Raw genomic sequence first — 25,765 nt, forward strand, 5'->3', positions numbered from 1 at the left:
CGTTTGGTTTTTGCCCTGTTTTTTGTTTTATTTTGTGTCTCCTCTGGTTTTGGGTGCCGGGGGGTTGTTTACAAATTTTTTTTCTGGGGGGGGCCCCCCGGCGAGGGGGACCTCCGCTTTTCTTACAATTTTTCAGAATAAAGAATGGCTTATGAAGCAACAGCTGGTTTTTTGTGGAATTGTTTTCTCTTCACTTTTAACCGTACCGGCACTGGCCCAGGATAATTCCGTACAACTCAGTATGGGCAAGGTTTCCCTGGAATTTCACCTGAGTGCAGCCGGCAGCCCGGAGTACAGCGTTCTCTTTGATCAGAAGCAAGTGATAAAGCCCTCTGCAATGGGCTTTGTACTGAAGGATGCAGACAGTGTACTCTACACTGATTTTGTAGTGAGAAAGATAGAACAGTCTTCCAAAGACGAAACCTGGGAACCTGTCTGGGGAGAAGTGAGATCCATCCGCAATCATTACAAAGAAGCGAAAGTGCAGTTGCAGCAACGCAATGCTCCTTTTCGTTTCCTCACTATCGAGTTCAGGGTCTTTGAAGATGGAGTGGGCTTCCGGTATGTATTTCCGCACCAACCCAGACTCAATTATTTTGTAGTATCCAAGGAGCTTTCGGCCTTCAATCTTACCGGTGATCACAAGGCTTTCTGGATCCCCGGCGATTATGATACCAATGAATATCTTTACAGCACCACCCGCATCAGTGAAGTGGATAACCGGAAGATGGTGGAAGCAAGTACGGATATTGCCGTTCGCACAGCCCCTGATCCCAATGCCGTGCAAACACCACTGATGCTGAAATCGGCAGACGGATTGTATATCAATATTCATGAAGCGGCATTGCTGAACTATCCTGCTATGCAGCTGCATGTAGACAGAAACAGTTTTTCTCTTACAGCCAGTCTGGTGCCCGATGCAGTAGGCAATAAAGCCTATCTGCACGCTCCGGCAAAAACGCCCTGGCGTACCATCATTGTGAGTGATAAAGCGCCGGACCTGCTCAATTCCAGAATGGTGCTTAATCTCAATGAACCCAGTGTGATTACCAATACAGGCTGGATCAAACCAATGAAGTTTGCCGGCGTATGGTGGGAAATGCAGGTGGCCAAAAGCACCTGGAGCCTGTCTGACCGCGCTGATACCCTGGATGCAAACGGCAAGCTGATCCCTAATGGCAAGCATGGTGCCAATTCGGATAATGTTAAACGTTATATTGATTTTGCCGCAAAGAACGGTATCCGTGGCGTACTGGTGGAAGGATGGAATACCGGTTGGGAAGACTGGTTCGGTAACTGGAAGGAAGAAGTGTTTGACTTTGTAACCCCATACCCTGATTTTGATGTGAACGATCTCCGGCAATATGCGGCTTCGAAAGGTGTGGAGCTGATCATGCACCATGAGACCAGCGGCTCTGCCACCAATTATGACCGCCGGATGGACAGCGCCTTCCGCTTCATGAAAGAGCATGGCTACCACTCCGTAAAAACAGGCTATGTAGGCCGCATTATTCCACGCGGCGAGCCCCATGACGGGCAATGGATGGTGAACCATTTTGAAAGAATGGCCCGCAAAGCGGCCGGCTACCAGATCAGCTTTGAGGCACATGAGTCAATGCGACCAACCGGTCTGCACCGCACCTTCCCGAACTGGATGGCCAGTGAGGCCGGGCGCGGCAACGAATACAATGCATTCAGCACCGGCAGTCCTCCTGAACATGAAACCATCCTGCCTTTTACGAGGCTGATGGGTGGGCCGATGGATTACACACCGGGCATTTTCAAGATGAAAGGTTACTGCTGGTATGCGCCCGAACGGCAGATGCATACAACCCTGGTAAAGCAGTTGGCCTTGTATGTTACCATGTACAGCCCTTTACAAATGGTGGCCGATCTTCCGGAGAACTATGCCGCTCATGACGATGCCTTCCAGTTCATCCGCGATGTGCCGGTTGACTGGGATGATACAAAAGTGATTGCCGCGGAGCCAGGAGATTATGTGGCCTATGCAAGAAAGGAGAAAGGCAAGGAGAACTGGTTCATTGGCGCTATAACGGATGAGGATAGCCGAAGATTAAATGCATCGCTTTCTTTCCTGGAAAAAGGTAAACAATACACAGCAACTATTTATGCGGATGGGCCGGGGGCCGACTGGAAAACCAATCCTGAAGCCTATATGATAAAGACATATACGGTGGATCAGAGTACGGTGCTGAAGCTTGACCTCGCCCCGGGTGGCGGCGCAGCCGTCAGCATAAAGCCGCTGACTGCACCGGCGCCCAAAGGAGTTGCCAGATACAAATAGTTTATTCGCAGAGTTGAATGGTACTGGTGCCGTAAGTGCTGAACTGGATCTTCTTCACTTTATTGTCTGCACCATAGTACAATACAAGGCAGCCATAACTGGTCTGGAATGCATCCCATTTGTCGTCTTTGACCTTGGGCGTTCCCAGTGTCCGGAAATGGCTGCCCCTTTTTGTGCCCAGCAGGGGAGTGATCATTTTACCCTTGAATGCAGGGCCGATCTCTACATAATTCCTGCCGGTAAAGAATGTAATGTCTTTGTCCTTGTACACGATCATGCCTCCGCATTTTGAACTGGAATTTTCTTCGGTCATGGTAGTGTAGCAGGGGAATTTACCGGTGATCTCATTGGTGGTACGGTCGGGTTTCAGCCCGTTTACCTTTCCATTGAGAATATCCACTTCAAAAGCCGGACAGGTGGTTTTTCCTTTTAATTGTGCGTTTGCAGTTGTAATGAAGGAGAAAGAGATAATGATTAATAAGAATGCGTAGCATCTCATAGGTGAATTTTCAGGTGGTAGTTCAAAAACCTTGCTAAATTTTATCCCGCAGTGCCCAGTCGCTGGCGTCCCCGCGAGCGACTGGGCACCCTCAACGCTGTCCACCGGATTTTGACTGGTGGTAAGGGTGAATGGACGAATTCCATTATCTTTAAAACTTTTCTATCCAATAAAATCAAGGAGTTATGAATTTAGTGACCAGATTATTTGCAGGAGCCTGCCTGTCGGCCATCAGCCTGGGCGCTGCTGCACAAACAACCTCGGTCTATGACCAGCACGAAACATTCGCACCATTGTTCTATCCTTCATTTGGTGATGAAGTGCGTGCAGCCGACGGAACCCCCGGACCCAAATACTGGCAGAACAGGGCTGATTACAAGATTGAAGCTGCTATCGACAATCTGAATCATGCCGTTTCGGGAAATGTTGTGATCTCTTATACCAACAACAGCCCCCAGGACCTGAACTTTGTATGGTTACAGCTCGATCAGAACATATACAGCCAGAAATCACGCGGCGTTGCAACTACTGCCACTTCCGGCGGTCGCTGGGCCAACCGCCAGGCTTTCGACGGTGGTTACAATATCGCTTCTGTAACCCTGATCCAGGATGGCAAAGAAACTGCCGCCAATTATACTGTTACTGATACAAGGATGCAGATCAGACTGCCAAAAGACCTGAAGTCCAAAGGTGGTGTTGTTCAGTTCAGGATCAATTATGCTTTCCAGATCCCTGAGTATGGTACTGACCGTATGGGAAGACTCAACACAAAGAATGGCTGGATCTATGAGATCGCTCAATGGTTTCCCCGTCTTTGCGTATACGATAATGTGAACGGATGGAATACCCTGCCTTACCTCGGTCAGGGAGAGTTTTACCTGGAGTATGGCGATATCACTTACAATATCACTGCTCCTGCAGAGATGGTAGTGGTGGGATCCGGTGAACTGCTCAATCCCAAAGAAGTGCTCACGGCAGATCAGCAGAAACGTTGGGCTGAAGCTACCAACAGCGACAAGACTGTGATGCTGCGTACAGCTGCTGAAGCAGGCAAGGGCGGAAAGGCATCCGGTAAAAATCTTACCTGGAAATTCAAGTGCACCAACACGCGCGACGTGGCCTGGGCTGCATCTGAAGCATTCATCTGGGATGCTGCAAGGATCAACCTGCCTGGCGGAAAGAAATCACTCGCCATGAGTGTATATCCTGTAGAAAGTGATGGCAACAATGCCTGGGGCCGTTCTACTGAATATGTAAAAGGATGTATCGAATTCTATTCCAAATATCTCTACCCTTACACTTACCCGATGGCTGTGAACGTGGCCGGTATTGTAGGCGGTATGGAATATCCCGGTATCGTTTTCTGTTCTTCACGTGCACAGAAAAATGGTCTCTGGGGTGTAACCAACCACGAGTTTGGTCACAACTGGTTCCCGATGATCGTGGGTAGTGATGAGCGCCGCTTCCCCTGGATGGATGAGGGTTTCAACACTTTCATCAACGGCCTCGCCGATGCTGATTTCAACAATGGCGAATACAATGGCAACCGTGCTATCAATCCGGAAGCAGCTGCCGGATCATTCTTCGGAGACAGGTCTGAGTCAATCCTCACTGTTCCCGATGTAACGCAACAATTCAATCTGGGTACAGTAGCTTACTATAAACCTGGTTTTGGATTGAAGCTGCTGCGCGAGAACATCCTCGGACCTGAGCGTTTTGATACTGCTTTCCGTTATTATGTACACAAATGGGCTTTCAAACATCCTACACCATGGGATTTCTTCCATTGCATGGAGAACGCTGCCGGTGAAAATCTGGAATGGTTCTGGCGTGGCTGGTTCATGAACAAATGGAAGATCGATCTGGCTGTTACTGATGTAGCTGCAATCCAGAACGATCCTTCAAAAGGAAGCACCATCACTGTTGCTACGCTGGAAAAACTGCCGATGCCGGTAACTATCGAGATAAAAGAAGCGAATGGTAAAACAGGCCGAATCACCCTGCCTGTGGAAGTGTGGCAGCATGGCGGCGTATGGAAATTCAACTATGCCTCTACAGATAAAGTAACCTCAGTAGTGGTGGATCCTGATAAGACCATCCCTGATGTGAATCTGAAGAACAATACCTGGACGGCTCAATAACCGGAGCATTCAGAAACTACTACAGGCCCGCATCACCGATGCGGGCTTTTTGTTGCATGTGCTTTGCGAAATATATACGGCTCAACCGGCAAATCGGGCGGTTCAGCGCCGCTGCCGGTTCTTGTATCCGTAATTCACAATTGTGGCTGTGACGGAAGAGTATTTTCAGTTGTCAATATTGGCAATCATCGAATCTTATTATGAAAAAGTTTTTTGTAGCAGTCAGTCTTTTGGGAATATTAAGTTGCAGTAAGAAGGGCGGTAGTCCGGAGGACCCCGGTGGGAATCCGAATCCCAACCCCGATCCCGGTAACAATACCGAGTTGACCATTACCACTATTACTCCTAATAGTGCAGATAGAGTGCCGGTTACTATTACAGGTACGGGGTTCAATACAACACCCGCTCAGAATACGGTGCATTTCAGCGGACTGCCTGGTATTGTTACCGCTGCCACTGCCACTACGCTCACGGTGACTTTGCCTGATAACCTCAATGCCGGTGATCATGATGTAAGAGTAGGAGCAAAAGGAAAGAATGTTACCAAAGTGAAAGGTTTTCACCTGATGGGGTGGGTGGTAAGTAATTTTGCAGGTGTTGGTCCAACAGGTACCGGCCAGAATGACGGAGCGGCCGATGTGGCCACCTTTGCGCAGCCTGTTGGGATGGTGACAGACAATAACGGAAATTTCTATGTGGCTGACCAGCACAGGATCCGTAAGGTAACACCACAAGGTGTTGTAAGTACTCTTGCAGGAAGTACTGCAGGTTTTGCTGACCTGAATGGTACAAATGCAAGATTCAGATTTTTGATGTCACTGGCTATCGATAATGCAGGCAATCTTTACGTAGCCGATAATTTCAATCATGCCATCAGGAAGATCGCTCCCAATGGCGATGTAACAACGGTTGCCGGAAAGGCCCAGGTGGCTGGTAGTGATGATGGTGTTGGAGAAGATGCCAGGTTTACTTTCCCCTATGGCGTGGCAGTTGATCCTACCAATAGATTTCTGTATGTGGGAGACAATGGCAATGATGTAATTCGCAAGATTGAGCTGGATACCCGCAGAGTTACTACGGTTGCGGGAAATGGTACACGCACACGTGCAGATGGGAACGGGCTTCTGGCTGGGATTCCAGGCCCTGGTAATCTGGCCTTTGATGCGGATGGTAATCTCATCATCACGGAGAAAGGAGCAGGCATGCTGAGGAAGATGGCTGCTAACGGTGATGTTACAACGATAGGTGGTTTCAACGCACAGCAGGATGTGAACATCATGCCTACACACATCGCATTCGACCAATTAAAGAATATGTATGTTTCATTCAGTGGGGCAAGAGAGATCAGAAAATATGCAACTGATGGCAGTGCTGCTGTTTTCGCCGGCGCATGGGTAGGGCCTGATGAAGAATTCGGGGCTGCAAATGTAGTGCAGTTCGGTAGCCCGGCAGGAATTGTGCTGAAAACGGATGGTCTGGGCAACAGAGTTATTTATGTTGCAGACACTAATAAAAAGAGGATCAAAAAGATCTCCTGGAATTAATTTCTCAGTCGGGACGGTAAAGGCGAGGGATCTGCATTGGCAGATCCCTTTTTTTATACAAGTGAAGGAGTAGATTAAAAAGTGTAGGACAAGCCTCCACTGATCACCACCAGTTTTGCATTCTGTGCGGCAATGGGATTATCGATCCCTCTCGCATACCTGATATCCAGGCCCAGTCCGTTCTTTAGCCTGTACCCGCATCCAATGGCGATAGTGGTACTGGCTTTTCCCAACTGCTTGTCCGCTTCCACTTCTTCTTCCTGGTCAATCAACGTTACTTTGTGGTTCACCAGAAAACCCAACTGGGGACCTGCTTCCACATGAAAGCCGCTGTTATGTTTGTATTGTAATAAAATAGGCACCCGCAGATAATTCAACTCCATTTCAATTACGTTCGTTTTGGTGCCTTCACCTGAATACAAAAATTCAGATTGAATGGAGAATGATTTGGAGACCGGGAAGAGCGCGATGCCGCCAGCATAAAATGATTGCCTGCTGGAAATGGTGGCAGATTCAATGTTTGAATTCAGGTTGGAGGAGCTGATGCCGGCTTTGAGGCCGAATTGAACATTATCCTGAGCCATCGCTGTGATGGATAAGGTGAATAACCACAAGATGATTGCAATGCCTTTCATGATTTACCGGTTTATGATCTGAACTATTTTTTTCTGCCTTCCAATGTGTAGAAGAGTCCAACGCTTATGCAATTCAGCTTTGATTTTATCTCATTTCCGATATTGGTGAGGCCTGGAGAATAACGGAAATTTGCACCGAAGCCTTTTGCATGCCTGTATCCGAAACCCATGATCAGTGCTGTGTTGAATTGTTCCAGCTCAGGGAGATCCGTTTTGATATCCTCATCGATACTCTCTGCTGTGCCTTTCACGTTTATACCTACCTGCGCACCGAGCTCAGCATAAACACCACTCTGGTGGCGCGCCTGAAATGTAAAGGGGATCCTTGCGTAGTCGAAATTGTAAACCATGCCAGGTCCTCTGAAGCCTTCTTTTGAATACAAAAGTTCAGGCTGGAATGCAATCACTTTTGATAGAGGGAATGAAGCCTGTAATCCTGCATACCAGGAGTTGAGGTTATACATGTATCCTGCTCCGTTGCCGGTGAGTACAGATACGTTCAGGCCTGCTTTTGCCCCATACTGCACATTCATGGATTGGCCAATGGAAGAAAATGAAATGATAGTGAACAGTGTTGCAATGATTGTTTGTTTCATCGGTAATTAGTTTTCAATTGATGAAGCAAAAATGCGATGAAGAAAATCTTGATTTTAGCAGCACTTAACGGATGCGCAAATCTGTTTAACGGTTAAACCGTATTAATAATTTGGTAATGCGCAAAGCCCGTTGCTGTATTTCATTTTTCCATTTTTTTGTGAAAATTATTTGTCGATTGATAAAAAGATTTACTTTTAACCAATTCTCTATTGTTTAAACGATTAAACACGATTGCTGATCGCTTATTCGAATCCATATGACTGCTATAATGAAATTTTCAGGCATCATTGCCACGCTTTTTTTGACCTTCAGTTGTTCAAAAAGCAAAAACAATAATCCGGATAATTCAAATCCCGGATCCACTAACCCTCCTGTAACTACAGCAGATAATCGTGTAGTTGCACACAGAGGGGCTTACAAAGAATTCAGCATTCCCGAAAATTCCATCGCCTCACTTGAGAAAGCAATTGAAATCAATTGCTATGCATCTGAATGTGATCTGGCAATGACCAAAGACAAACAGGTTGTGATCTGGCATGATGAGAAGATCGGTGGACAATACATGAAGGATCTCAATTATGCAGATCTGGCAACTTCAACGCTTTCAAATGGAGAAAAAATCCCGACACTTTCCGCTTATCTCGATAAAGTAATTGCCAGTAAGAAGATCATTTTGTGGATGGACGTGAAGTCTCTCTCTGATGCCGCTGGTGGCAACGAGTGGAGCAGCCAGACGGCCGAAACTGCTGCGGCGCTAATTCGCAGTAAGAAAGCAGAGAAACAGGTCACCTTTATCGTAGGCAGAAAAGCTGTGCTCGACAGAAGCCTCCTGGCTGCAAAAGGCGATTGGCCCTGTGGCTACATGAATACAGAGTATACGCCGGCGCAATTTGCTTCTGCCGGTTATACCTGGGCAAACTTCGATTATTCAAAATTCTACACCAATAGTTCCAGTCAGAATGCCGGCCTCATTGCGGATTATAAAGCAAAGCAGGTTAAAGTGACGGTTTATACAGTGGATGATGATGACGCGATGAACTGGTTCGCAGGAAATAACAATATAGACGCGATCTCAACAAATTATCCTTTCAAATTGCTGCAGAAGGTTAAGAAGTAGTTTTCAGAGAAAGGCTTTCCTGATCCTATACCTTATCGTATCGCTTTGATCTCCGGAATTTAATCGTTTAAATGGTCCGGGCCAGGCAAACCATGCATATTCATTTTACTTGTCATAAACTCATTCAAAGTGAGAAGAAAAGTTTCACTGAAAGACATTGCAAAACAGCTGAGCGTATCAACTGCGCTCGTCTCTTACGTACTGAACGATAAGTTCACTGACCGGATCCATCCGGAAACAGCCAGAAAGATCAAGAATCTGGCACAGGAACTTCAGTACCATCCCAATCAGATCGCAAAAAGCCTGAAGAGTAATCAAACACTCACTATCGGGCTGATCATTGCCGATATCTCCAACCTGTTCTACTCGTCAATGGCACGCGTAATTGAAGATGCGGCCAATGCATATAAGTACAATGTGATCTTCGGCAGTGCCGATGAAAGGCCTGAAAAGTTCAGGGAACTGGTGCAGGTCTTTGAAAGCAGGCAGGTTGATGGTATCATACTGGCGGCTCCGGCTGGTTCTGAAGAAATGCTGGAATACCTGCAAAGAAGGAATATGCCTTTTGTATTGATCGACCGCGACTTTCCCGAACTGCACGATATCAATTCAATAACCATCGATAATTATGAAGCCTCCTTTAATGTAGTAGCCCATCTTAAAAAGGGCGGTTTCAAAAAACCAGTGATGATCGCACTTGCATCGGAGCTGCATCATCTCCGGGAACGGAATCGCGGATTCAGGGAAGCCGCCACCAAACTCATGAACATTAAACAACCCGCAGTGATTGAAGTGGATGAAGATACCCTTCATGGAAAAATGGAAACACTGGTGCTGGAGCTGCTTAAAGGAAAGGAGAAATATGATGCAGTATATTTTTCCACCAGTAAGATAGCGGTTGATGGACTGGTGGCACTCTCAAGGCATAAAGTAAAGGTGCCCGGACAGATGGGAGTTGTGTGTTTTGATCAGGCTGAAGCATATAACATTTTCAATACCAGCATTACCTATGTAGCACAACCTCTTACTGAGATAGGAGGAAAAGCTGTGGAATTTCTGCTGAAGCGGATGAAAGAAAATATTCCTTCCAGACGCCTCGTGCTGAACACTACATTGGTGGCAGGCAACTCCAGTAGTTTAAAAACCAAATGATGAATAATATACTTAAAAAATTACCCCCCTACATTCATTATGAAAAGTAAAAGAAATACAATCCTGCAGGTGGCTTCTTACCAGGCCCTGCTATTGATATTGCTTTGCCATAAAGCAATAGGCGCAGCGCCTCCTGCCGCTGCATACAAAATTGCAAATGATCCTGCACCGGCATTCTCCGGTAACCCGTTCCAGCAAAACCAGGTAACCGGTGTTGTAGTGGATGCTTCCGGAAACCCTGTACCGAATGTGACCATTTACTTTAAAAGTAATCCTCAGAAGCAGTTCATGGCGAATGAGGCTGGTGTTTTTACAGCCACGCTCACACAGGAAAATGATGTGCTGGTATTCGAATCTGTGAACTATGTGAAAAAAGAAGTGAAAGTTTCAGCCAATTCCAAAATTATCAAAGTTACAATGGACCTGAAAGATAAGTCCATGGATGAAGTAGTGGTGATCGGTTACGGAACGCAGGAGCGAAAAAAGGTAACTTCCTCCGTTTCAAAACTCGATGGCAAAAAACTGGAGAGCCTGCCTGTGAATTCGGTAGGCGATGGCCTGAAAGGTAAAGTGGCAGGTCTGCGTGTTTACACTACCGATAATCAACCTGGTGAAAACCCCACATTCCGTATCAGGGGAGGCTCTTCCGTGAACAAGAGCGATGCGCCTATCATTATTGTTGATGGAATTGTAAGGGATCTGTCTGGTATTAATCCTAACGATATAGAATCTATTGAAGTACTGAAAGATGCTGCCGCTGCTGCTATTTACGGAGCACGCGCATCCAACGGGATTGTATTGATCACTACCAAGAAGGGGTCCAACAGAAAGCCTTCTATACTCTTCGAAGCCAGTGGGGCCGAACAATCACCCGCACAATCCTTCGATCTGATGAATGCCCGTGATTATCTGTTTTATATGAGATCGGCTATTGCAGAAGGTAAATTCCCTGCCCGGAATTTCTCCAATGGTTTCTCCACCAGCTCTGCCAATACAGATGCCAGCATGTGGACACCCCGTTACCTGGGTAATGGAGAATCAGTTCCGGAAGGATGGCAGTCGATGACCGATCCGATAGATAATTCAAAAACACTGATCTTCCAGGATGTGGATTACCAGAAGCGATTCTTCAGGAATTCTCAATGGCAGAATTATTATGTTGGTGTGAATGGCGGCAATGATCAGGTGAAATATTCTGCGTCTGCCGGTTACGTGAAAGATGGCGGTATAGGGATCAATACTGCATATGACCGCTTCACCATGCGTGGTCTGGTGGATTTCAGGATAACCGATAAACTCACCTTCACCGGTAACTATGATATGGCACGCACCAACCTGGAGGACTTCCCTGAGAACAAAAGGGATGTTGTACAAAGAGGGTTGAGCACTCCCAATACACACCGGTTGTACAATACAGTAACAGGCCTTCCTGAAAAGGGATACAATGGCGCCACACCCACTCCTGACTGGTATGATTATTACTATGACAGGGGGCAGATCACCAAAAGGAATACCGTGTCCGGTAAACTGAAGTACCAGCACAGCAAGGATCTTTCCTTCACAACCATGCTTACTAACTTCAACCGCCATACCCGCGGAAGCAGTTTTATCAAAGCCAATGAATACAATGGCTTGCGTAATACTTCAGAGTCTTTCAGCGAAACACAGCGACTGAACTGGCAGGCATTTGGTAATTACATGAAGTCGATCGGAGATCATGATTTTGATGTAACGCTGGGAACAGAGTACATGCGCGATGACCTGAACGGTTTCGACGCATCAGTTACCGGGGCTTCAACAGACAATGTGCCTACACTTTCTGCAGGGTCCATTCCAGGAAATCCCACCAGTTCCAAAACACGCGAAGTGCTGATCAGTTATTTCGGCCGTGTTAACTATAGTTACCTTGACAGGTACCTGCTTGGTTTCACTATGCGTACCGACGGTTCATCCAAATTCTCGAAGACAAATCGTTGGGGGTATTTCCCCGGTGTATCTGCGGGATGGATCGTATCTGAAGAGAAGTTCTGGAAAGCATCCGACTGGTTCAGCACCCTCAAAGTAAGAGGCAGTTATGGGCTTACAGGTAATAATGCTATCGGATTATTTGCAACAGGTGGTTCGTACAGCACCAGTGGAAAGTACAATAACGCGGCAAGTATCATCACCAATGTAATGCCCAATGAAGCACTCAGATGGGAGAGCACCAGGCAGCTGGATATCGGCGTGAATGCAGGCTTCCTCAATAACAGGATCCAGTTCAGTGTTGATTACTTCAACAAGATCACCAATGATCTCCTGTTCGATGTACCCCTTCCCAATACTACCGGCTATGCCACTGTAGAAAAGAATATCGGTAAGGTGAAATTCTATGGACTTGATTTCCAGATTTCTTCCACCAATATCAGAAATAAAAATTTCAGCTGGACCACCGATTTTACTTATAGCTATATCATGAACAAAGTGCTGAAGCTTCCTGAAAACGGACGTGCCGGCAACCGCATCGGTGGCATATTGCTGCCAGATGGTTCAGGATTCGGCGGCATTGCAGAAGGAGAAAGATTGTACCGCATCTACGGTTATGTGGTTGACAGGATCCTGGAAACCCAGGCCGAAGCCAATGCTGCCATGTATGACGCCAACTCAAACGGCTTCAGTTATACGGATGGAAAAACAATTGCCGGTCGCAAGAATGTTGGTGACTACGAATGGGTCAACAGGCCAGGCAGCTCATTGCGCAATGGCGAAGACCAGATCAACTCTGAAGACCAGTTCCTGCTGGGTTATACCATCCCGCATACTACCGGTGGTATTACCAATACCTTTACTTATAAGAATTTTACCCTGAACGTTTTCATGGATTATGCACTGGGACATACAGTTCAGAATTATCTCCAGGAAAGATATTTCATGGGCACCTTCAACTACAATTATAACCTTACCAATGAAGTGAAGAAAGCCTGGACCAAACCAGGTGATAAAACCCCTTATGCCAAATTCTTTGCAAATGATGCGGATGATGGCAGCCGTAACTACTCCAGGGTACAGAATGTATTCAGCGAAAAAGGAGATTTCCTTTGTCTCAGGGAAGTAACCCTCGCATACAATCTTCCGGCTGGTCTGTTACAGAAAGCGAAGATCAAAAACCTGACCGTGTATGTTTCAGGTAACAACCTCTACTACTTCACTGCCGTGAATGGTGTGTCTCCCGAAAGAGGAACAGGTTCTACCTATGATACTGATTATAACCCTTACCCGGCTACAAGAAGAATGGCTGCCGGCATCAAACTCACTTTGTAATCAAATAAAGACGCTGAAATGAAAACCAGATATATATTACCGGTATTGGCGGCATTCTTTCTGTCCGCCTGCCATAAAGATCTAGATGTAATTCAAACAGACCAGATCTCTGCCAATGGGATGTGGAGAACTGAAGGAGATGCCACTTCCGCCATGTATGGCACGCATCAGCTGATGCGCGCTGCCTTCAACCAGGGACTTGTTTACTGGGGCGAATACAGGACGGGCCTCTGGGGACCAGGCAATCACAAGGGATTATCTCAGACAGCAAGGGACCAGGTGTATCAAAGCACCATGCCCAATACACATGCCAATGCGGACTGGGAGGCCATTTACAAGACCATCAACAATGCCAATCTTGTTCTTAAATACACGCCCAATATCAATTTTGCTTCTGCCGATAAAAAGAAAGAAGTGCTGGCAAATGCATATTATGTAAGGGCGCTCTGTTATTACTGGATTGCCAGGATCTGGGGCGATGCACCTTTAGTGCTGGAAGGATTTGAATCCACAGCCCAGAATCTGCTGCCATCACGCTCTTCAGCTGCTGATATCCTTGCACAGGTAGAACAGGATATCGATGCAGGCATTGATAATATGCCCCCTGCCGTTACTGCAAAGAAAACCGCTTCTCTCTCTGCCCTGCAAATATTGAAAGCTGACCTCTCCCTGTGGATGTATAAAGTGCGCAATGCAGGTGATGCTTACCTGGATAAAGCGGAACAGGCTGTAACGTCCGTGCTTGGAAATACTGCGCTGGCGCTTGAAACGGATTACGACAAAATATTTGCCACAGCATCAGAGTCCGGTAAAGAAGTGATCTACTCCTGGAACTATGCGCAGGATGAATATACGGGAGGTTACGCAGCAGATTACCAGTTCAATTCAGCCACTGTTTCTCCGGCATATCATTTCAATCCGGTTGTTGTAGGGCCAAACCAGCAATGGTGTTTTTACACGGATGAATATGTAACTGTGCTTACGGAGAATACAGCTGACAAAAGGCTGCTCACCAACTACCAGGTATTTTATGATAACCTGATGAACCAGACCTTCCATTTCACCAACAAATACAAAGGCACCTGGCTCAACAGAACTTTGATCCTGGATGCAGATATCGTGGTTTACCGCCTGGCTGATGCCTGTATGTTTGACGCAGAAATAAAGTATTTCAGGAACAATGCACCCGGAGCCATTCAGGCATTGAATAAGCTGGTGAAACGTGCTTATGGGGTAGATAATTATTATTCCGCCACATCCACACTTCCACAGGTGCACGCTATCATTGTGAAAGAGAGAATGAAAGAATTCCCTGCAGAAGGAAAGTTATGGTGGGATTTTATCCGCCTGGGAGTGGCATTTGATATGAACCCTTACCTGGCTGCCAAACAAAATCAGCAGAACATCCTGCTCTGGCCGATCAGTGATGACAGCATCAATGATAATCCTAATCTTGGTGGCCAAACACCAGGCTGGCAATAACCCGATCAGATCATTCAACATAGATATACTCATGAAATCAATTACTAAATACTGTCTGGCGCTTTTTGTGCTGATAGCCGCTATGGTGGTGAACCAGGCCTGTAACAAAATAGACCAGAATGATGAATATAATTATGTTCAGTCCGACCGTATCGGCTTACTGAATACCAACCTGAACCTGCAGGTTGAAGGTGGTTCTGCATCGAATATAGTAGCGCTGACGGGCAGTTACAGCAACTGGACGGTTACCTCTTCCGATAGCTGGCTCACAGTTGAGAAAAGCACTACCACTGAAAACGGAAAAGAAGAACCAACCATAAAAGTAACCGCCGCACCCAATGATGGCTATACGAGGAAAGCAACGGTAACAGTGAGCCTGCAAACAGGTGATAAAACTGTTACCAAAGCTTTCACTGTAACACAGGGCACCAGCCTGGCGGACCCGGCGGTAACGTTGTCTGCTGGAACACTCAATTTTGCAGCTGTTTCCGAGGTTAAGTCTGTAACCCTCACTACCAATCAGAGTGTATGGGAAGCAACCAGCACTGCCGCCTGGTTCACTATTTCAAAGTCAGGGAATACACTATCCATCAATGTTACAGCCAATGCATCCACTGCGGCCCGCGAAGCAACTGTGGAAGTGGTGGCAGGAACGGCTCCCAATACGGCAAAGGCTACTTTGCGCGTAGTGCAGGCAAAACCTGATGATGGTAACAATATCACGGTCAGTGGTATCGAGCTGATAAAAGTAACCGGCGGAGACTTCATGATGGGAGCCCAGAATACAGATCCAACCGGCGCCAACTATGGTGTGATTGCAACCGGTTCTGGTTTCAATGCCAACCAGGGGCCGATTCACAAAGTAACGCTCTCTGACTTTTATATAGGCAAGTTCCTCATCACGCAGGCGCAGTGGCTGGATGTAATGAGCTCCAATCCTTCCAAAAATGTGGGTAGTAACAATCCCGTGGAATATGTTGACTGGAATATGGCTTCCGAGTTTGTAACAAAACTCAGCCAGAAAACAGGAAAAACATTCAGGCTTCCTACTGAAGCGGAGTGGGAGTATGCGGCACGTGGTGGCAGCAAAAGCAATGGCTACGTGTTTGCCGGTGGAAATGTCAGCGCCACAGTAGCCAATTTTGTGGCTTCAACAGCGGATCGCGACAATAGCAGGACCACTCCTGGCGGAACTTTCCTGCCAAACGAACTGGGCATCTATGATATGAGTGGTAACCTCTATCAGTGGTGCAGCGATTACTTCGGCAGTTACACTGCCGGGGACAAGGTTAATCCAACAGGACCAGCTACCGGAACCAACAGGTGTATGAGAGGCGGAAGCTGGTGGCACCTGCAGACGTCGGTCTATTACCGTGGAAATAATGCACCCACTTATACAGGAACTCATGCCAATGCGGGCCTCACCGGATTCCGCGTGGTTTATATTCCATAAATGATAAACATGAAACCATTACCAATACTGATCGTAGCCTGCATCATTTCGATGCAGGCTTTCGCACAATTCAGCTATAACGGTGTTGTAGCTCATCGCTGCGGGATCTATGATGACAGTACAAAGCCGGAGAACTCGATAGCTGCTTTACGGGAAGCCATGCAACTGGATTGTTATGCTGCCGAAATGGATGTGCATCTCACAAAAGATCTTGTTCCTGTAGTATTACATGATCATGATATCAATGGCCTGGATGTGGAGAAAACAGATTTCAAAGAACTGTCGGCCTTGCGTCTTTCCAATGGAGAATCCATTCCCACACTTGATCAGTTTGTCAAAGAGACCCTGAAGCATCCACGGATCAAACTCTGGCTTGATCTGAAAAGGTCCAGGATCAGCAAGGCCAGGGATGTTTTACTGGCTGAATTTGTTGCGGATGTGATTGAAATCAACCATGCTGCCGGAAGAATGGAAGCCATCACGCCTTCGTTTGATGCCTTGATAAAACTGAAGATGCGTATACCCGCCATGAAATTGTATTACATTGGTGTGGATAAAACACCCGAAACCCTCCGCTACCTGGGTATCGATGGCGTGAATCTGCAACACGAACGTTACGGTAAAGAATACAACATTACAGAAGCGCAGCAACAGGGGCTGCTTACCGGTTCATATGTAGTGGATGATCCAAAAGAAATGGTACGTCAGTTGGATCTTGGCGTGCAATTCATCACCACCAACAAACCTGCCTTGCTTAAAGAAGTTTTGAAAACCTATAAAAAAAGTCTGAGTAAATGAGAACATTGACTGTTACGCTGCTTGCTGCTCTTGTTTTCCTGCTGCCTGCCTGTATCCCCAAAGACAAAAGACAGGCCGATGCAGTAATTATTAAAAAAGAAGGGTATGCCAGTACTACAGATCTGTCGGCCATTACCGTTGGTTATTGCACGCCAACGCTGGATGCGCCCTTCTATGTGGCCCTGGAAAGATCCGTGAAAGACAAGGTGGAAAGTTATGGCATGAAATACATTTCAACAGACGGCCAGGCAGATATCGCCAAACAGGTGATGGCTGTGGAGGATCTGCTCACCAAAGGAGTGAATGTACTGATCATAAACCCGATCGATCCCAAAGCACTGGTGCCAGTAGTGAAAGCTGCCAAACAGCAGGGGGTGCTGGTGTTTGTAGTAGACAGCTATATCGATGATGAAGCTCCTTACGAAGCTGCTGTTTTTGCAGATAATGAAAAGAATGGTGAGATCCTCGGAGAATGGGTGGTTGGAAATTTCAAACAGAAAGAAATGAATATTGCCATCATCAGTGGTAACCAGGGTAATCCGGTCGGCCGTGAAAAAAGACTTGGCTTTATCAAGGGCATTGCCGATGCGCAACTCCACGGTACCAGCAAGGTTAATTTCAAAGTGCTTGCCCAGGGCTGGGGCGGATGGAACAATAATGGCGGGCTGAAAGCGATGGAAGATATTCTGGTAGCGCATCCTGGAGTGAACATGTTGCTGGCGGAGAATGATGCCATGGCGATGGGAGCTTTGAAAGCGATCCGGGAAATGGGACTGCAGGATAAGATAACCATTCTGGGATACGATGCGCAGAAAGAAGCCCTGCAACTGATCATGTCAGGCAACTACGCAGCTACAGCACAGAACAGTCCTGCTATTCTGGGACGAACCATTGTGGAAGTAGTAGCCAGAAAACTCAATAAGGATGAAACGCTGAAAAAAGTGAATTATACTCCTTCTGTGCTGATAGATAAATCGAATGTGAGTTTGTTCTATGATCCCAACGCATTATTCTGATCCAACACTGAACTTACTGCTATGATTGAAATCAAAAATGTATCCAAGTCTTACGGAGGTGTGCAATCACTGAAGGATGTGAACCTGCAGGTGAAGCGCGGAGAGATCCATGCGATCCTTGGGGAGAACGGGGCCGGTAAATCCACACTCATGAAAATCATTGCAGGCGCTATTGAAAGAAATGGCGGCACCATGAGCATGGACGGTACTCCCGTGGAATTTCAGAATACACAGGCAGCAAAGAACGCTGGTATCGGAATCATCTACCAGGAATTCTCCCTGGTGCCAGCCCTTTCGGTAGCTGAAAATATCTTTCTGCATAAGCTTGCCGGTAAAAGAATCATCAACTGGAATGAACTGTATCAGTCAGCTGATAAACTCATAAAAAATTTAGGTTTTAATTTGAACGTTAAGTCGCCTGTCAGTGAATTGAGCATTTCACAGCAACAGGTAGTTGAAATTTCCAAAGCACTCACGGAGGAGGTTCGTTTACTTATCCTTGATGAGCCGTCGGCGGTTCTGGGACCTGCCGAAACACATAAGTTGTTTGCAACATTGCGTGCATTGCGGGATAAAGGCGTGGCCATCATTTATATTTCCCATCACCTGGAGGAGCTATTCGAGCTCTGTGATCGTATCACTGTTCTGAAAGACGGAGTTACTGTCAAAACTTTTGAAACAGGTACAACCAGCAAGGATGAACTGGTGCAGGCCATGCTGGGAAGAAGTCTGAAAGCGATGTTCCCTGACAGGAGCCTGCAGCCCGTCAATTTAAACGGCAGAACTTATTACCTGGACAATATTTCAGTACTTGGGCAGCCGGCTTTCTCTTTACACGTAAAAGCCGGAGAGATACTGGGTATCGGAGGCCTGGTAGGAAGTGGCAGAACGGAATTGCTTCGTGCTGTTTTTGGTGCTGACAGTGATTCAGCAAAAAAGATCCGCTGTGATCAACAGGAGCTGACAATCAATTCTCCGAAAGAAGCAGTTGCAGCAGGTATTGGCATGGTGCCGGAAGATCGTAAACACCATGGCGGGTTGCTGAATATTTCCATACTTGAAAACATATCCATCACCAATTATAAAAAGGTTAAGGGCATGTTTGGGTTCATCAACCGCAGAAAGGAAGAGGAAATTGCGGCTTCATTCAGAAAGCGGCTCAATATCAAACTTTCTTCTCTACATGATCCGCTCAGTTCTCTGAGTGGGGGCAACCAGCAAAAGGTGATCCTTGCCAAATGGCTGAATATCGATGCCGGGTTGCTGCTGATTGATGAACCTACAAGAGGCGTGGATGTGGGCGCCCGTTCCGAGATCTACCAGATCATACATGAGCTGTCTGCATCAGGCCTTGCCATCATCATGGTGTCTTCAGACCGGGAAGAACTGATGGGGCTGTCGGACAGGATAATGGTGATGAAGAGTGGAAAGGTGCAGGGTGTGCTGGGGCGGCCAGATTTTTCCGAGGAAAGTTTTTTAAGATTAGCTATTGGAGCTACTAACGATCAAAACAAAGGATAATGAAACCAAGTATCAAGCGTTGGCTGATTGAGAACAATACACTGATAATATTTGTGCTGATGGTAGTGCTGTCTGCCATCATTTCCGATTCTTTTTTTACAGGCAATAATATCTCGAACCTGCTTCGTCAGACAGCTCCCGTAGGATTGATCAGCTTTGGTATGTTGCTGGTGATCCTCACTGGCGGGATCGATCTGTCGGTAGGCTCAGTGGTAGCTGCCATTGGAGTGAGTTTCGCGTTATTGTCGCACCAGGTCTACTTCCCATGGGCCGTGATCCTCTCTGTTCTCATAGGGGCGGGTATTGGAATTATCTCCGGCTACCTGGTGGCCTGGCAGCGTGTAGCGCCATTCATTGCCACCCTGGCCATGATGACGATCGTGCGGGGAACGGGATACCTGATCTCTAAGGGTTCTCCGGTAACGGTGGGTGAATATTCAAAGTCCATCCTTCAGTTCGGTAGTGGCGATCTGCTGGGTATCCCCTATGCAGCGATCCTGCTGTTCATGGTTTTCGGGATCGTATACCTGATGCTTAAATACAATGCATTCGGCAGGATGCTGATTGCCATCGGCAGCAATGAAGAGGCGGTAAGGCTAAGTGGAATTTCAGTAAAGAAGTACAAGTTCTGGGTGTATGTGATCATTGCTGTATTCTCTGCTATTGCGGCACTGCTGATGGTATCCCGCACGGGTGTGGGTACGCCCAATATCGGAGTGGGTATGGAACTGGATGTGATTGCAGTGGTGGTGATCGGCGGCGCCAGTCTCTCCGGTGGTAAAGGTTCTGTAGTGAATACCCTTCTTGGCGCACTCATTCTGGCTATGATCGGGAATGTGATGAACCTGCTGGACATTGCCAGCTACCTGCAACAGGTGATCAAAGGTGTGATCATTCTCATGGCCGTGATCTTTCAACGTTATCAAAAAAAATAAGCTGCAATGTTTTTGAATAAAGAAACTGTTACAACATTACCTGCTGCTGTGATCACTGGTAAGGGCCGGAACCGTGGCGCAGGATCGATCGTTCATTTTGGTGTGGGCGGATTCCATCGTTCTCACCAGGCCTGGGCCATTCAGCAGTTGATCGGATTGGATCCTGCATTGAATTCTACATGGAATATCTGTGGCGTATGCATAATGCCGCAGGATAAAATTTTTGTTGAGAAAATGAAGAAGCAGGACCTGCTCTATTCCCTTCGCATTTGCGCTTCCGGAGAAAAGGAAGAAGTGATGGTGATAGATGCGATCACGGAATTATTGTTCGGTCCGGAAGAAACAGAAAAGGTGATCAGCAGGATCGCTGATGCCAATACCAGCCTGGTTACTTTCACTATTACGGAAGGCGGCTACAATATCGATGAAGCCACTGGCGAATTCGATCTGAAACATGTGGATATTCAGCATGACCTGCAGTCTGGTAATTTACCTAAAACAGTTTTCGGTTATCTCGCTGCCGGCCTGAAGCAGCGGTACGTAAATGGCGGAGCCCCCCTGACCTTACTTTCCTGCGATAATATACAGGGAAATGGCGATGTGCTGAAGCTTGCCCTTTATAGTTTTGTTCGCGCATATCATCCGGCATTGATTGAGTACCTGGATAAACAGGTTGCTTTCCCCAATAGTATGGTGGACCGCATCACGCCGGTAACACAGCCTGCGGACCGGGCATCCCTGCTGGAAAAATATGGCTATGAGGACGAATGTCTGGTAGTTTGTGAACCTTTCTTTCAATGGGTGATAGAAAAGCATACGGCGCCTGGTTTTCCTCCATTGGAACAAGCAGGGGTGGATTTGGTGTCAGATGTAAGGGCCTACGAAAGCATGAAGCTGCGTATCCTGAATGGAGGACATAGTCTTACCGGGTTGATCGGAAAAGCCATGGGGTATAATTATATCCATGATGCAATAACCGACAAAAATATTTCAACATTGTTCGATCTGTACAATGAAAAGGAAGTGCATCTGTCGCTGGAAGCTTTGCCGGGAGTGGATTATAAGGTATATGCAAATCAGGTGAAACACCGGTTTGGCAACGCCATGATCAATGACAGCACAGACAGGATCATCTCAGGATCCACTGCCAAGATCCCCAAGTTTGTATTGCCGGTGATCAACTGGCAGATCGCTAATGGTATCAGGCCGGTGACCGGTGCATTGATCGTAGCAGCCTGGTGGTTTTATCTGGATACACAGGTGATCAATGGGGGAATGATCAATGATCCGGCTGCGGAAGAATGGAGCAGTTTGTTTAAAACGCATGCAGATAATACGCTGGCAGCATTTCTCGACAGACAGGATGTATTTGGAGATCTCTCATTGAGTGAGCCATTTCGTGATCAGGTGGCTGATTTTGCTGTATCGATCAGAAAGCATGATATGTTGTACGCCTGCGCGCAGGCCATTAAAAGTTTAGTGTAATGATGAATAATATAAGCGTTGTTTGTTTTGGAGAAATATTGTGGGACAATCTTCCGGAAGGCAGAAGGCTGGGCGGAGCGCCCCTGAATGTTTGTTATCACCTCACCAAATCCGGTATCGACAGTTCTATAATCAGCCAGGTAGGAAATGACCAGAATGGAAAAGATATCATCGGAGAATTGTATAAGCTGAGGATCAGTGCCACGTATTGCAATATCTCGGATCAAAAGCCCACATCTACAGTAGAAGTACATACTGTGGGCCAGCAGGTGTCTTACGAGATAGTGGAAAATGTTGCCTGGGATTTCATTGAATGGAATCCCGGGTTAGAGCAGTTGGTGAAAAACGCAGATGCATTGGTCTTCGGAAGTCTCGCCACCCGCTCGGAAGTATCCAGGTCAACATTGTTCCGCCTGATGGAAGTGAGCAGATTCCGGGTATTCGATATGAACCTCCGATCTCCATTTTATCAGAAGGAAGAGATATATCTGTTGCTGGAGAAAGCCAACCTGCTTAAACTGAATGAAGAAGAACTTGGCATCATCATGCAATGGCTGGGAGTGAATGAAAAGAATAAAAGAGAACAACTACAGTTCATAATACAACGATTTCCGAATATCAGAGAGATCATTCTTACCCTTGGAGCTGATGGCTCTGTATACAGTTCAGAGGCAGCGTTCATAGAACAGCAGGCGCATAAAGTGCAGGTAAAGGATACGGTGGGAAGCGGAGACTCTTTCCTGGCAGCCTTCCTGTCTAAGAAACTGAAAGGAAGAAATGTTGAAGAATCCCTGCAAAGCGCCAGCCTGCTCTCTGGATTTATTGCTACGCAGCATGGAGCCTGTCCTGTTTATGATGAACAGGATCTCCTGGCTTTCAAAAAATCACTTCAATTAATCAGGAACTAAAATATCAGATATGTTCAAAAAAATTCTGGCCGCCTGCCTGCTCCTGCAGTCTGCATCCGGCTTTGCTCAGGAAATGAAAAAGGTGGTCGCCAATAATTTCAAAGAGCTTCAGCAATATTTCAGGTACAGTGACGCTAAACCTGTAATCATCTCGGGGCATCGCGGGGGGATGCTGCCGCAATTCCCGGAGAACAGCATCGAAGCTATGGGAAAGACCCTGACCATTCTTCCTTCTTTCTTTGAGATAGATCCACGCCTTACAAAAGACAGTGTGATGGTGCTGATGCATGATGCTACACTTGACAGGACTACCACCATGAAAGGAAAGGTATCTGACTATACATATGCAGAATTACAGGCGGCGAGACTGAAAGACCGTGACGGGAACATCACGGAATTCAAGATCCCCACACTGGAGGAAGCATTGGAATGGGGAAAAGACAAAACCATCTTCAACCTGGATAACAAGGGAATTCCCTGGGTGAAGTATGTAGATCTGCTCAAGGATAAGAAATACCCTAATATTCTTCTCAGTGTGAGGTCCATGGAAGAAGCTTCTTTTTATTACAAGAATTTAAAGGAGGTGATGCTCTGTGTGGCTATTAAAAACCAGGCAGACCTGGATGCTTATATTAAAACAAAGATCCCGTTCAACAGGCTGGTAGCTTATGTAGGGTACACGATGGATCCGGCACATGAAAAAGTGTATCAGTATCTGCGCAGTAAGGGTGTGATGATCTTTATATCAATTCACCCTACTCAGGATAAGCGTAAAACGGATTTGGAGAAAGTGAAGGGTTATTCAGAAGAACTGATAAAACGTCCGGATATCATAGAGACCGATTACCCTGCGTTGTTTGTAAACGAAAAGAAATAAAGGGTTGTTCTGTTGGCAGGAGCCGGGAGCAGGAAATTGCTCCCGGTTTTTTTGTGCATGTAAATCCCCACCTTCTGAGCAGCCTGTTCCCGAAATTCAGGCATAACAATTGCCTTTATCCGCTATAAACCTGTCTCATATGGTACAGTTCCTTAATTCCCGAAGGGCATTTCTGAAGAGTGCCAGCTATAAGATCACTATGCTGACCCTGGGCTCCGGTGTGCTGCCTGTGCTGGCCGCAGAAGCTGAACCGCTGCTGGACCCGCTTCCGGAAAGTATTCTTGCAGAAGAGCCGCTGATCAAGCCAAAGCCTTTGGTGCAGAAGAAATTAGGGATCGCCCTGGTAGGACTCGGAGGTTATTCAGGCGGGCAATTGGCTCCGGCCTTGCAGGAGACTGAACATTGTTACCTGGCCGGCATCGTTACAGGTACTCCCCAGAAAGCGATCGACTGGAAAGCGAAATATAATATCCCCACCGGAAATATTTACGACTACAACAATTTCGATGAGATCAGTAAGAACCAAGACATCGATATTGTATACGTGGTATTGCCGAATGCATTGCATGCCGACTTTGTGGTCCGTGCCGCTAAAGCAGGCAAGCATGTGATCTGTGAAAAGCCGATGGCCGTTACGGTGGAAGATTGTGACCGCATGATCGCGGCCTGTGAAGAAGCAGGTAAAATGTTGTCCATAGGTTACCGCTTGCATTTTGAGCCATATAACAGGGAGATGATGAGACTGGGGCAGAAGGAAATTTTCGGAAAGATAAAAACCATAGAAGCATATGACGGTATGGGTGATACCAATGGCTGGAGGCTGGATAAAAAACTGGCAGGAGGCGGACCACTGATGGATGTGGGTATCTATTGTGTGCAGGCATGCCGGTATACCACCGGTATGGAACCAATTGCTGTTACTGCCATCGAAGGAATCAAGAAGAAACCGGAAAAATATAAGGATGTGGAAGAGTCGCTGAGTTGGACACTGGAATTTCCCGGCGGTATCATCGCCAATTGTAAAACCAGCTACACGCAGGACATGAACCTGCTGCGCATGAATGCTGAAAAAGGGTGGGCGCAATTGTCACCTGCTTATCCTTACAGAGGACAGGCAGGAGAAACTTCTGAAGGAAAAATGGATTTTCCCTCCGTGAACCAGCAGGCAAGGCAAATGGATGATTTTGCCATGGCCATTATGGAAGGAAGACCAACACCGGTACCCGGACAAATGGGAAGACAGGATGTGAAGATCTTGCAGGCTATCTACAAAGCAATGGAAACAAAACAACGTGTAGAGATCAAGTAAATTACATCGATGGTGCAGGCAGGTGCTGGTAATAATTAGGTAACCTTACTCAAAGCTGTGTTTATTCTACTTTTGCGGTGACCCCGCATGAAGGCAATAAATCATAATTCGTCAGATGAAGACCTGCTCTTACAATGGCAGCAGGGAGACGTTGTTGCCTTTGATCTGATCTTCAAACGGTATTTCATTCCCCTTTGTAAATACGCACAAAATAACCTGAAGCAGGCCATGCTGGCCGAGGAACTGGTAATGGACGTGCTGCTCCGCATCTGGAAGACCGGAGGAAATATCCATTGCCCTGCGGGGTTCAGACCATATATATTACGTGCCCTGAAAAATGCCATTCTCAATCACTTCAGAGGCAGCATGCCTCCCGTAATTTCCCTGGAAGAATTACCTGCCGGAGAAGAAATGCCGGCTGCAACATCTCCGGATCACAAACTGTTTTATGATGAAGCGCGGGAACGATACCTGGCTGCCATCGCTTCCCTGTCTGATAAAAAGCGGGAGGTGTTTGTGCTCAGCCGCGAGGAAAGCCTTACTTATAAAGAGATTGCCCGCCATCTCAATATCTCCGTGAATACAGTGGAAAACTATATGTCAGCCTCTCTCTCCCAGGTTAAAGAAAAAATGAAATAGCCTTTTCCCCCTTTCAATGTTACCATAATGTGAACTCCATTATTTTTCAGGT

20 protein-coding genes are annotated in these 25,765 nt (G+C 46.7%); 17 read left to right on the forward strand and 3 right to left on the reverse strand.

Annotated elements, in window-relative coordinates:
- Window positions 1-151 precede the first annotated feature (151 nt).
- Window positions 152-2,305, forward strand: coding sequence for a glycoside hydrolase family 97 protein (locus tag ACTHMC_RS11300; RefSeq protein ID WP_440413226.1), 2,154 nt, complete (start codon window positions 152-154; stop codon window positions 2,303-2,305).
- A gap of 1 nt (window position 2,306) precedes the next feature.
- Here the strand turns inward: ACTHMC_RS11300 and ACTHMC_RS11305 are convergent, their stop codons facing one another.
- The gene (locus tag ACTHMC_RS11305) at window positions 2,307-2,804 is read right to left on the reverse strand and encodes a hypothetical protein (RefSeq protein ID WP_440413227.1); all 498 of its coding nucleotides are present in this window, start codon (window positions 2,802-2,804) and stop codon (window positions 2,307-2,309) included.
- A gap of 185 nt (window positions 2,805-2,989) precedes the next feature.
- On the opposite strand from ACTHMC_RS11305, the gene ACTHMC_RS11310 reads away from it, so the two are divergent.
- Together ACTHMC_RS11310 and ACTHMC_RS11315 are read left to right on the forward strand one after the other, a co-directional pair.
- A complete protein-coding gene (locus tag ACTHMC_RS11310) occupies window positions 2,990-4,945 on the forward strand; it encodes a M1 family metallopeptidase (protein ID WP_440413228.1) in 1,956 nt (651 codons plus the stop codon).
- Between the two features lie 200 nt (window positions 4,946-5,145).
- A complete protein-coding gene (locus ACTHMC_RS11315) occupies window positions 5,146-6,489 on the forward strand; it encodes an SMP-30/gluconolactonase/LRE family protein (RefSeq protein ID WP_440413229.1) in 1,344 nt (447 codons plus the stop codon).
- A 74-nt stretch (window positions 6,490-6,563) separates the two neighbouring features.
- Here the strand turns inward: ACTHMC_RS11315 and ACTHMC_RS11320 are convergent, their stop codons facing one another.
- Together ACTHMC_RS11320 and ACTHMC_RS11325 are read right to left on the reverse strand one after the other, a co-directional pair.
- Window positions 6,564-7,124, reverse strand: a complete 561-nt coding sequence (locus ACTHMC_RS11320; RefSeq protein WP_440413230.1) for a porin family protein — start codon at window positions 7,122-7,124, stop codon at window positions 6,564-6,566.
- A gap of 23 nt (window positions 7,125-7,147) precedes the next feature.
- A complete protein-coding gene (locus ACTHMC_RS11325; RefSeq protein ID WP_440413231.1) occupies window positions 7,148-7,720 on the reverse strand; it encodes a porin family protein in 573 nt (190 codons plus the stop codon).
- Between the two features lie 269 nt (window positions 7,721-7,989).
- Between ACTHMC_RS11325 and ACTHMC_RS11330 the strand changes: the two genes are divergently transcribed.
- From ACTHMC_RS11330 to ACTHMC_RS11395, 14 genes are all read left to right on the forward strand, one after another.
- Complete coding sequence (locus ACTHMC_RS11330; protein ID WP_440413232.1) at window positions 7,990-8,838, forward strand: glycerophosphodiester phosphodiesterase; 849 nt, start codon at window positions 7,990-7,992, stop codon at window positions 8,836-8,838.
- Window positions 8,839-8,967: 129 nt separating this feature from the next.
- Entirely contained in the window at window positions 8,968-9,990 is a 1,023-nt protein-coding gene (locus tag ACTHMC_RS11335; RefSeq protein WP_440413233.1) for a LacI family DNA-binding transcriptional regulator, read from the forward strand.
- A 39-nt stretch (window positions 9,991-10,029) separates the two neighbouring features.
- Complete coding sequence (locus ACTHMC_RS11340; RefSeq protein WP_440413234.1) at window positions 10,030-13,290, forward strand: SusC/RagA family TonB-linked outer membrane protein; 3,261 nt, start codon at window positions 10,030-10,032, stop codon at window positions 13,288-13,290.
- Window positions 13,291-13,308: 18 nt separating this feature from the next.
- The gene (locus tag ACTHMC_RS11345) at window positions 13,309-14,772 is read left to right on the forward strand and encodes a RagB/SusD family nutrient uptake outer membrane protein (protein ID WP_440413235.1); all 1,464 of its coding nucleotides are present in this window, start codon (window positions 13,309-13,311) and stop codon (window positions 14,770-14,772) included.
- Window positions 14,773-14,803: 31 nt separating this feature from the next.
- Window positions 14,804-16,225, forward strand: a complete 1,422-nt coding sequence (locus ACTHMC_RS11350) for an SUMF1/EgtB/PvdO family nonheme iron enzyme (protein ID WP_440413236.1) — start codon at window positions 14,804-14,806, stop codon at window positions 16,223-16,225.
- A 9-nt stretch (window positions 16,226-16,234) separates the two neighbouring features.
- Window positions 16,235-17,023 (forward strand): glycerophosphodiester phosphodiesterase, encoded by a 789-nt coding sequence (locus ACTHMC_RS11355; RefSeq protein ID WP_440413237.1) that lies wholly within the window; start codon window positions 16,235-16,237, stop codon window positions 17,021-17,023.
- Window positions 17,020-18,039, forward strand: a complete 1,020-nt coding sequence (locus tag ACTHMC_RS11360; protein ID WP_440413238.1) for a substrate-binding domain-containing protein — start codon at window positions 17,020-17,022, stop codon at window positions 18,037-18,039. Before ACTHMC_RS11355 ends, ACTHMC_RS11360 begins: the two co-directional genes overlap by 4 nt.
- A 21-nt stretch (window positions 18,040-18,060) precedes the next feature.
- The gene (locus tag ACTHMC_RS11365) at window positions 18,061-19,560 is read left to right on the forward strand and encodes a sugar ABC transporter ATP-binding protein (protein ID WP_440413239.1); all 1,500 of its coding nucleotides are present in this window, start codon (window positions 18,061-18,063) and stop codon (window positions 19,558-19,560) included.
- Window positions 19,560-20,495 carry an ABC transporter permease gene (locus tag ACTHMC_RS11370; RefSeq protein WP_440413240.1) on the forward strand — a complete coding sequence of 312 codons (936 nt, stop codon included), beginning with the start codon at window positions 19,560-19,562 and terminating at the stop codon, window positions 20,493-20,495. The genes ACTHMC_RS11365 and ACTHMC_RS11370 overlap by 1 nt, the downstream gene beginning before the upstream one ends.
- Before the next feature lie 6 nt (window positions 20,496-20,501).
- Window positions 20,502-21,980 (forward strand): mannitol dehydrogenase family protein, encoded by a 1,479-nt coding sequence (locus tag ACTHMC_RS11375; protein ID WP_440413241.1) that lies wholly within the window; start codon window positions 20,502-20,504, stop codon window positions 21,978-21,980.
- Complete coding sequence (locus ACTHMC_RS11380) at window positions 21,980-22,888, forward strand: carbohydrate kinase family protein (protein WP_440413242.1); 909 nt, start codon at window positions 21,980-21,982, stop codon at window positions 22,886-22,888. Before ACTHMC_RS11375 ends, ACTHMC_RS11380 begins: the two co-directional genes overlap by 1 nt.
- Window positions 22,889-22,898: 10 nt before the next feature.
- Window positions 22,899-23,765 (forward strand): glycerophosphodiester phosphodiesterase family protein, encoded by an 867-nt coding sequence (locus ACTHMC_RS11385; protein WP_440413243.1) that lies wholly within the window; start codon window positions 22,899-22,901, stop codon window positions 23,763-23,765.
- Between the two features lie 139 nt (window positions 23,766-23,904).
- Window positions 23,905-25,074: a Gfo/Idh/MocA family protein gene (locus ACTHMC_RS11390; protein WP_440413244.1), complete on the forward strand. Its 1,170-nt coding sequence runs from the start codon at window positions 23,905-23,907 to the stop codon at window positions 25,072-25,074.
- 87 nt (window positions 25,075-25,161) lie between these two features.
- Entirely contained in the window at window positions 25,162-25,713 is a 552-nt protein-coding gene (locus tag ACTHMC_RS11395) for an RNA polymerase sigma factor (RefSeq protein ID WP_440413245.1), read from the forward strand.
- Window positions 25,714-25,765: the final 52 nt, after the last annotated feature.

The organism is Pseudobacter sp., from assembly GCF_051955275.1.
In the GTDB taxonomy this organism is placed as follows: domain Bacteria; phylum Bacteroidota; class Bacteroidia; order Chitinophagales; family Chitinophagaceae; genus Pseudobacter.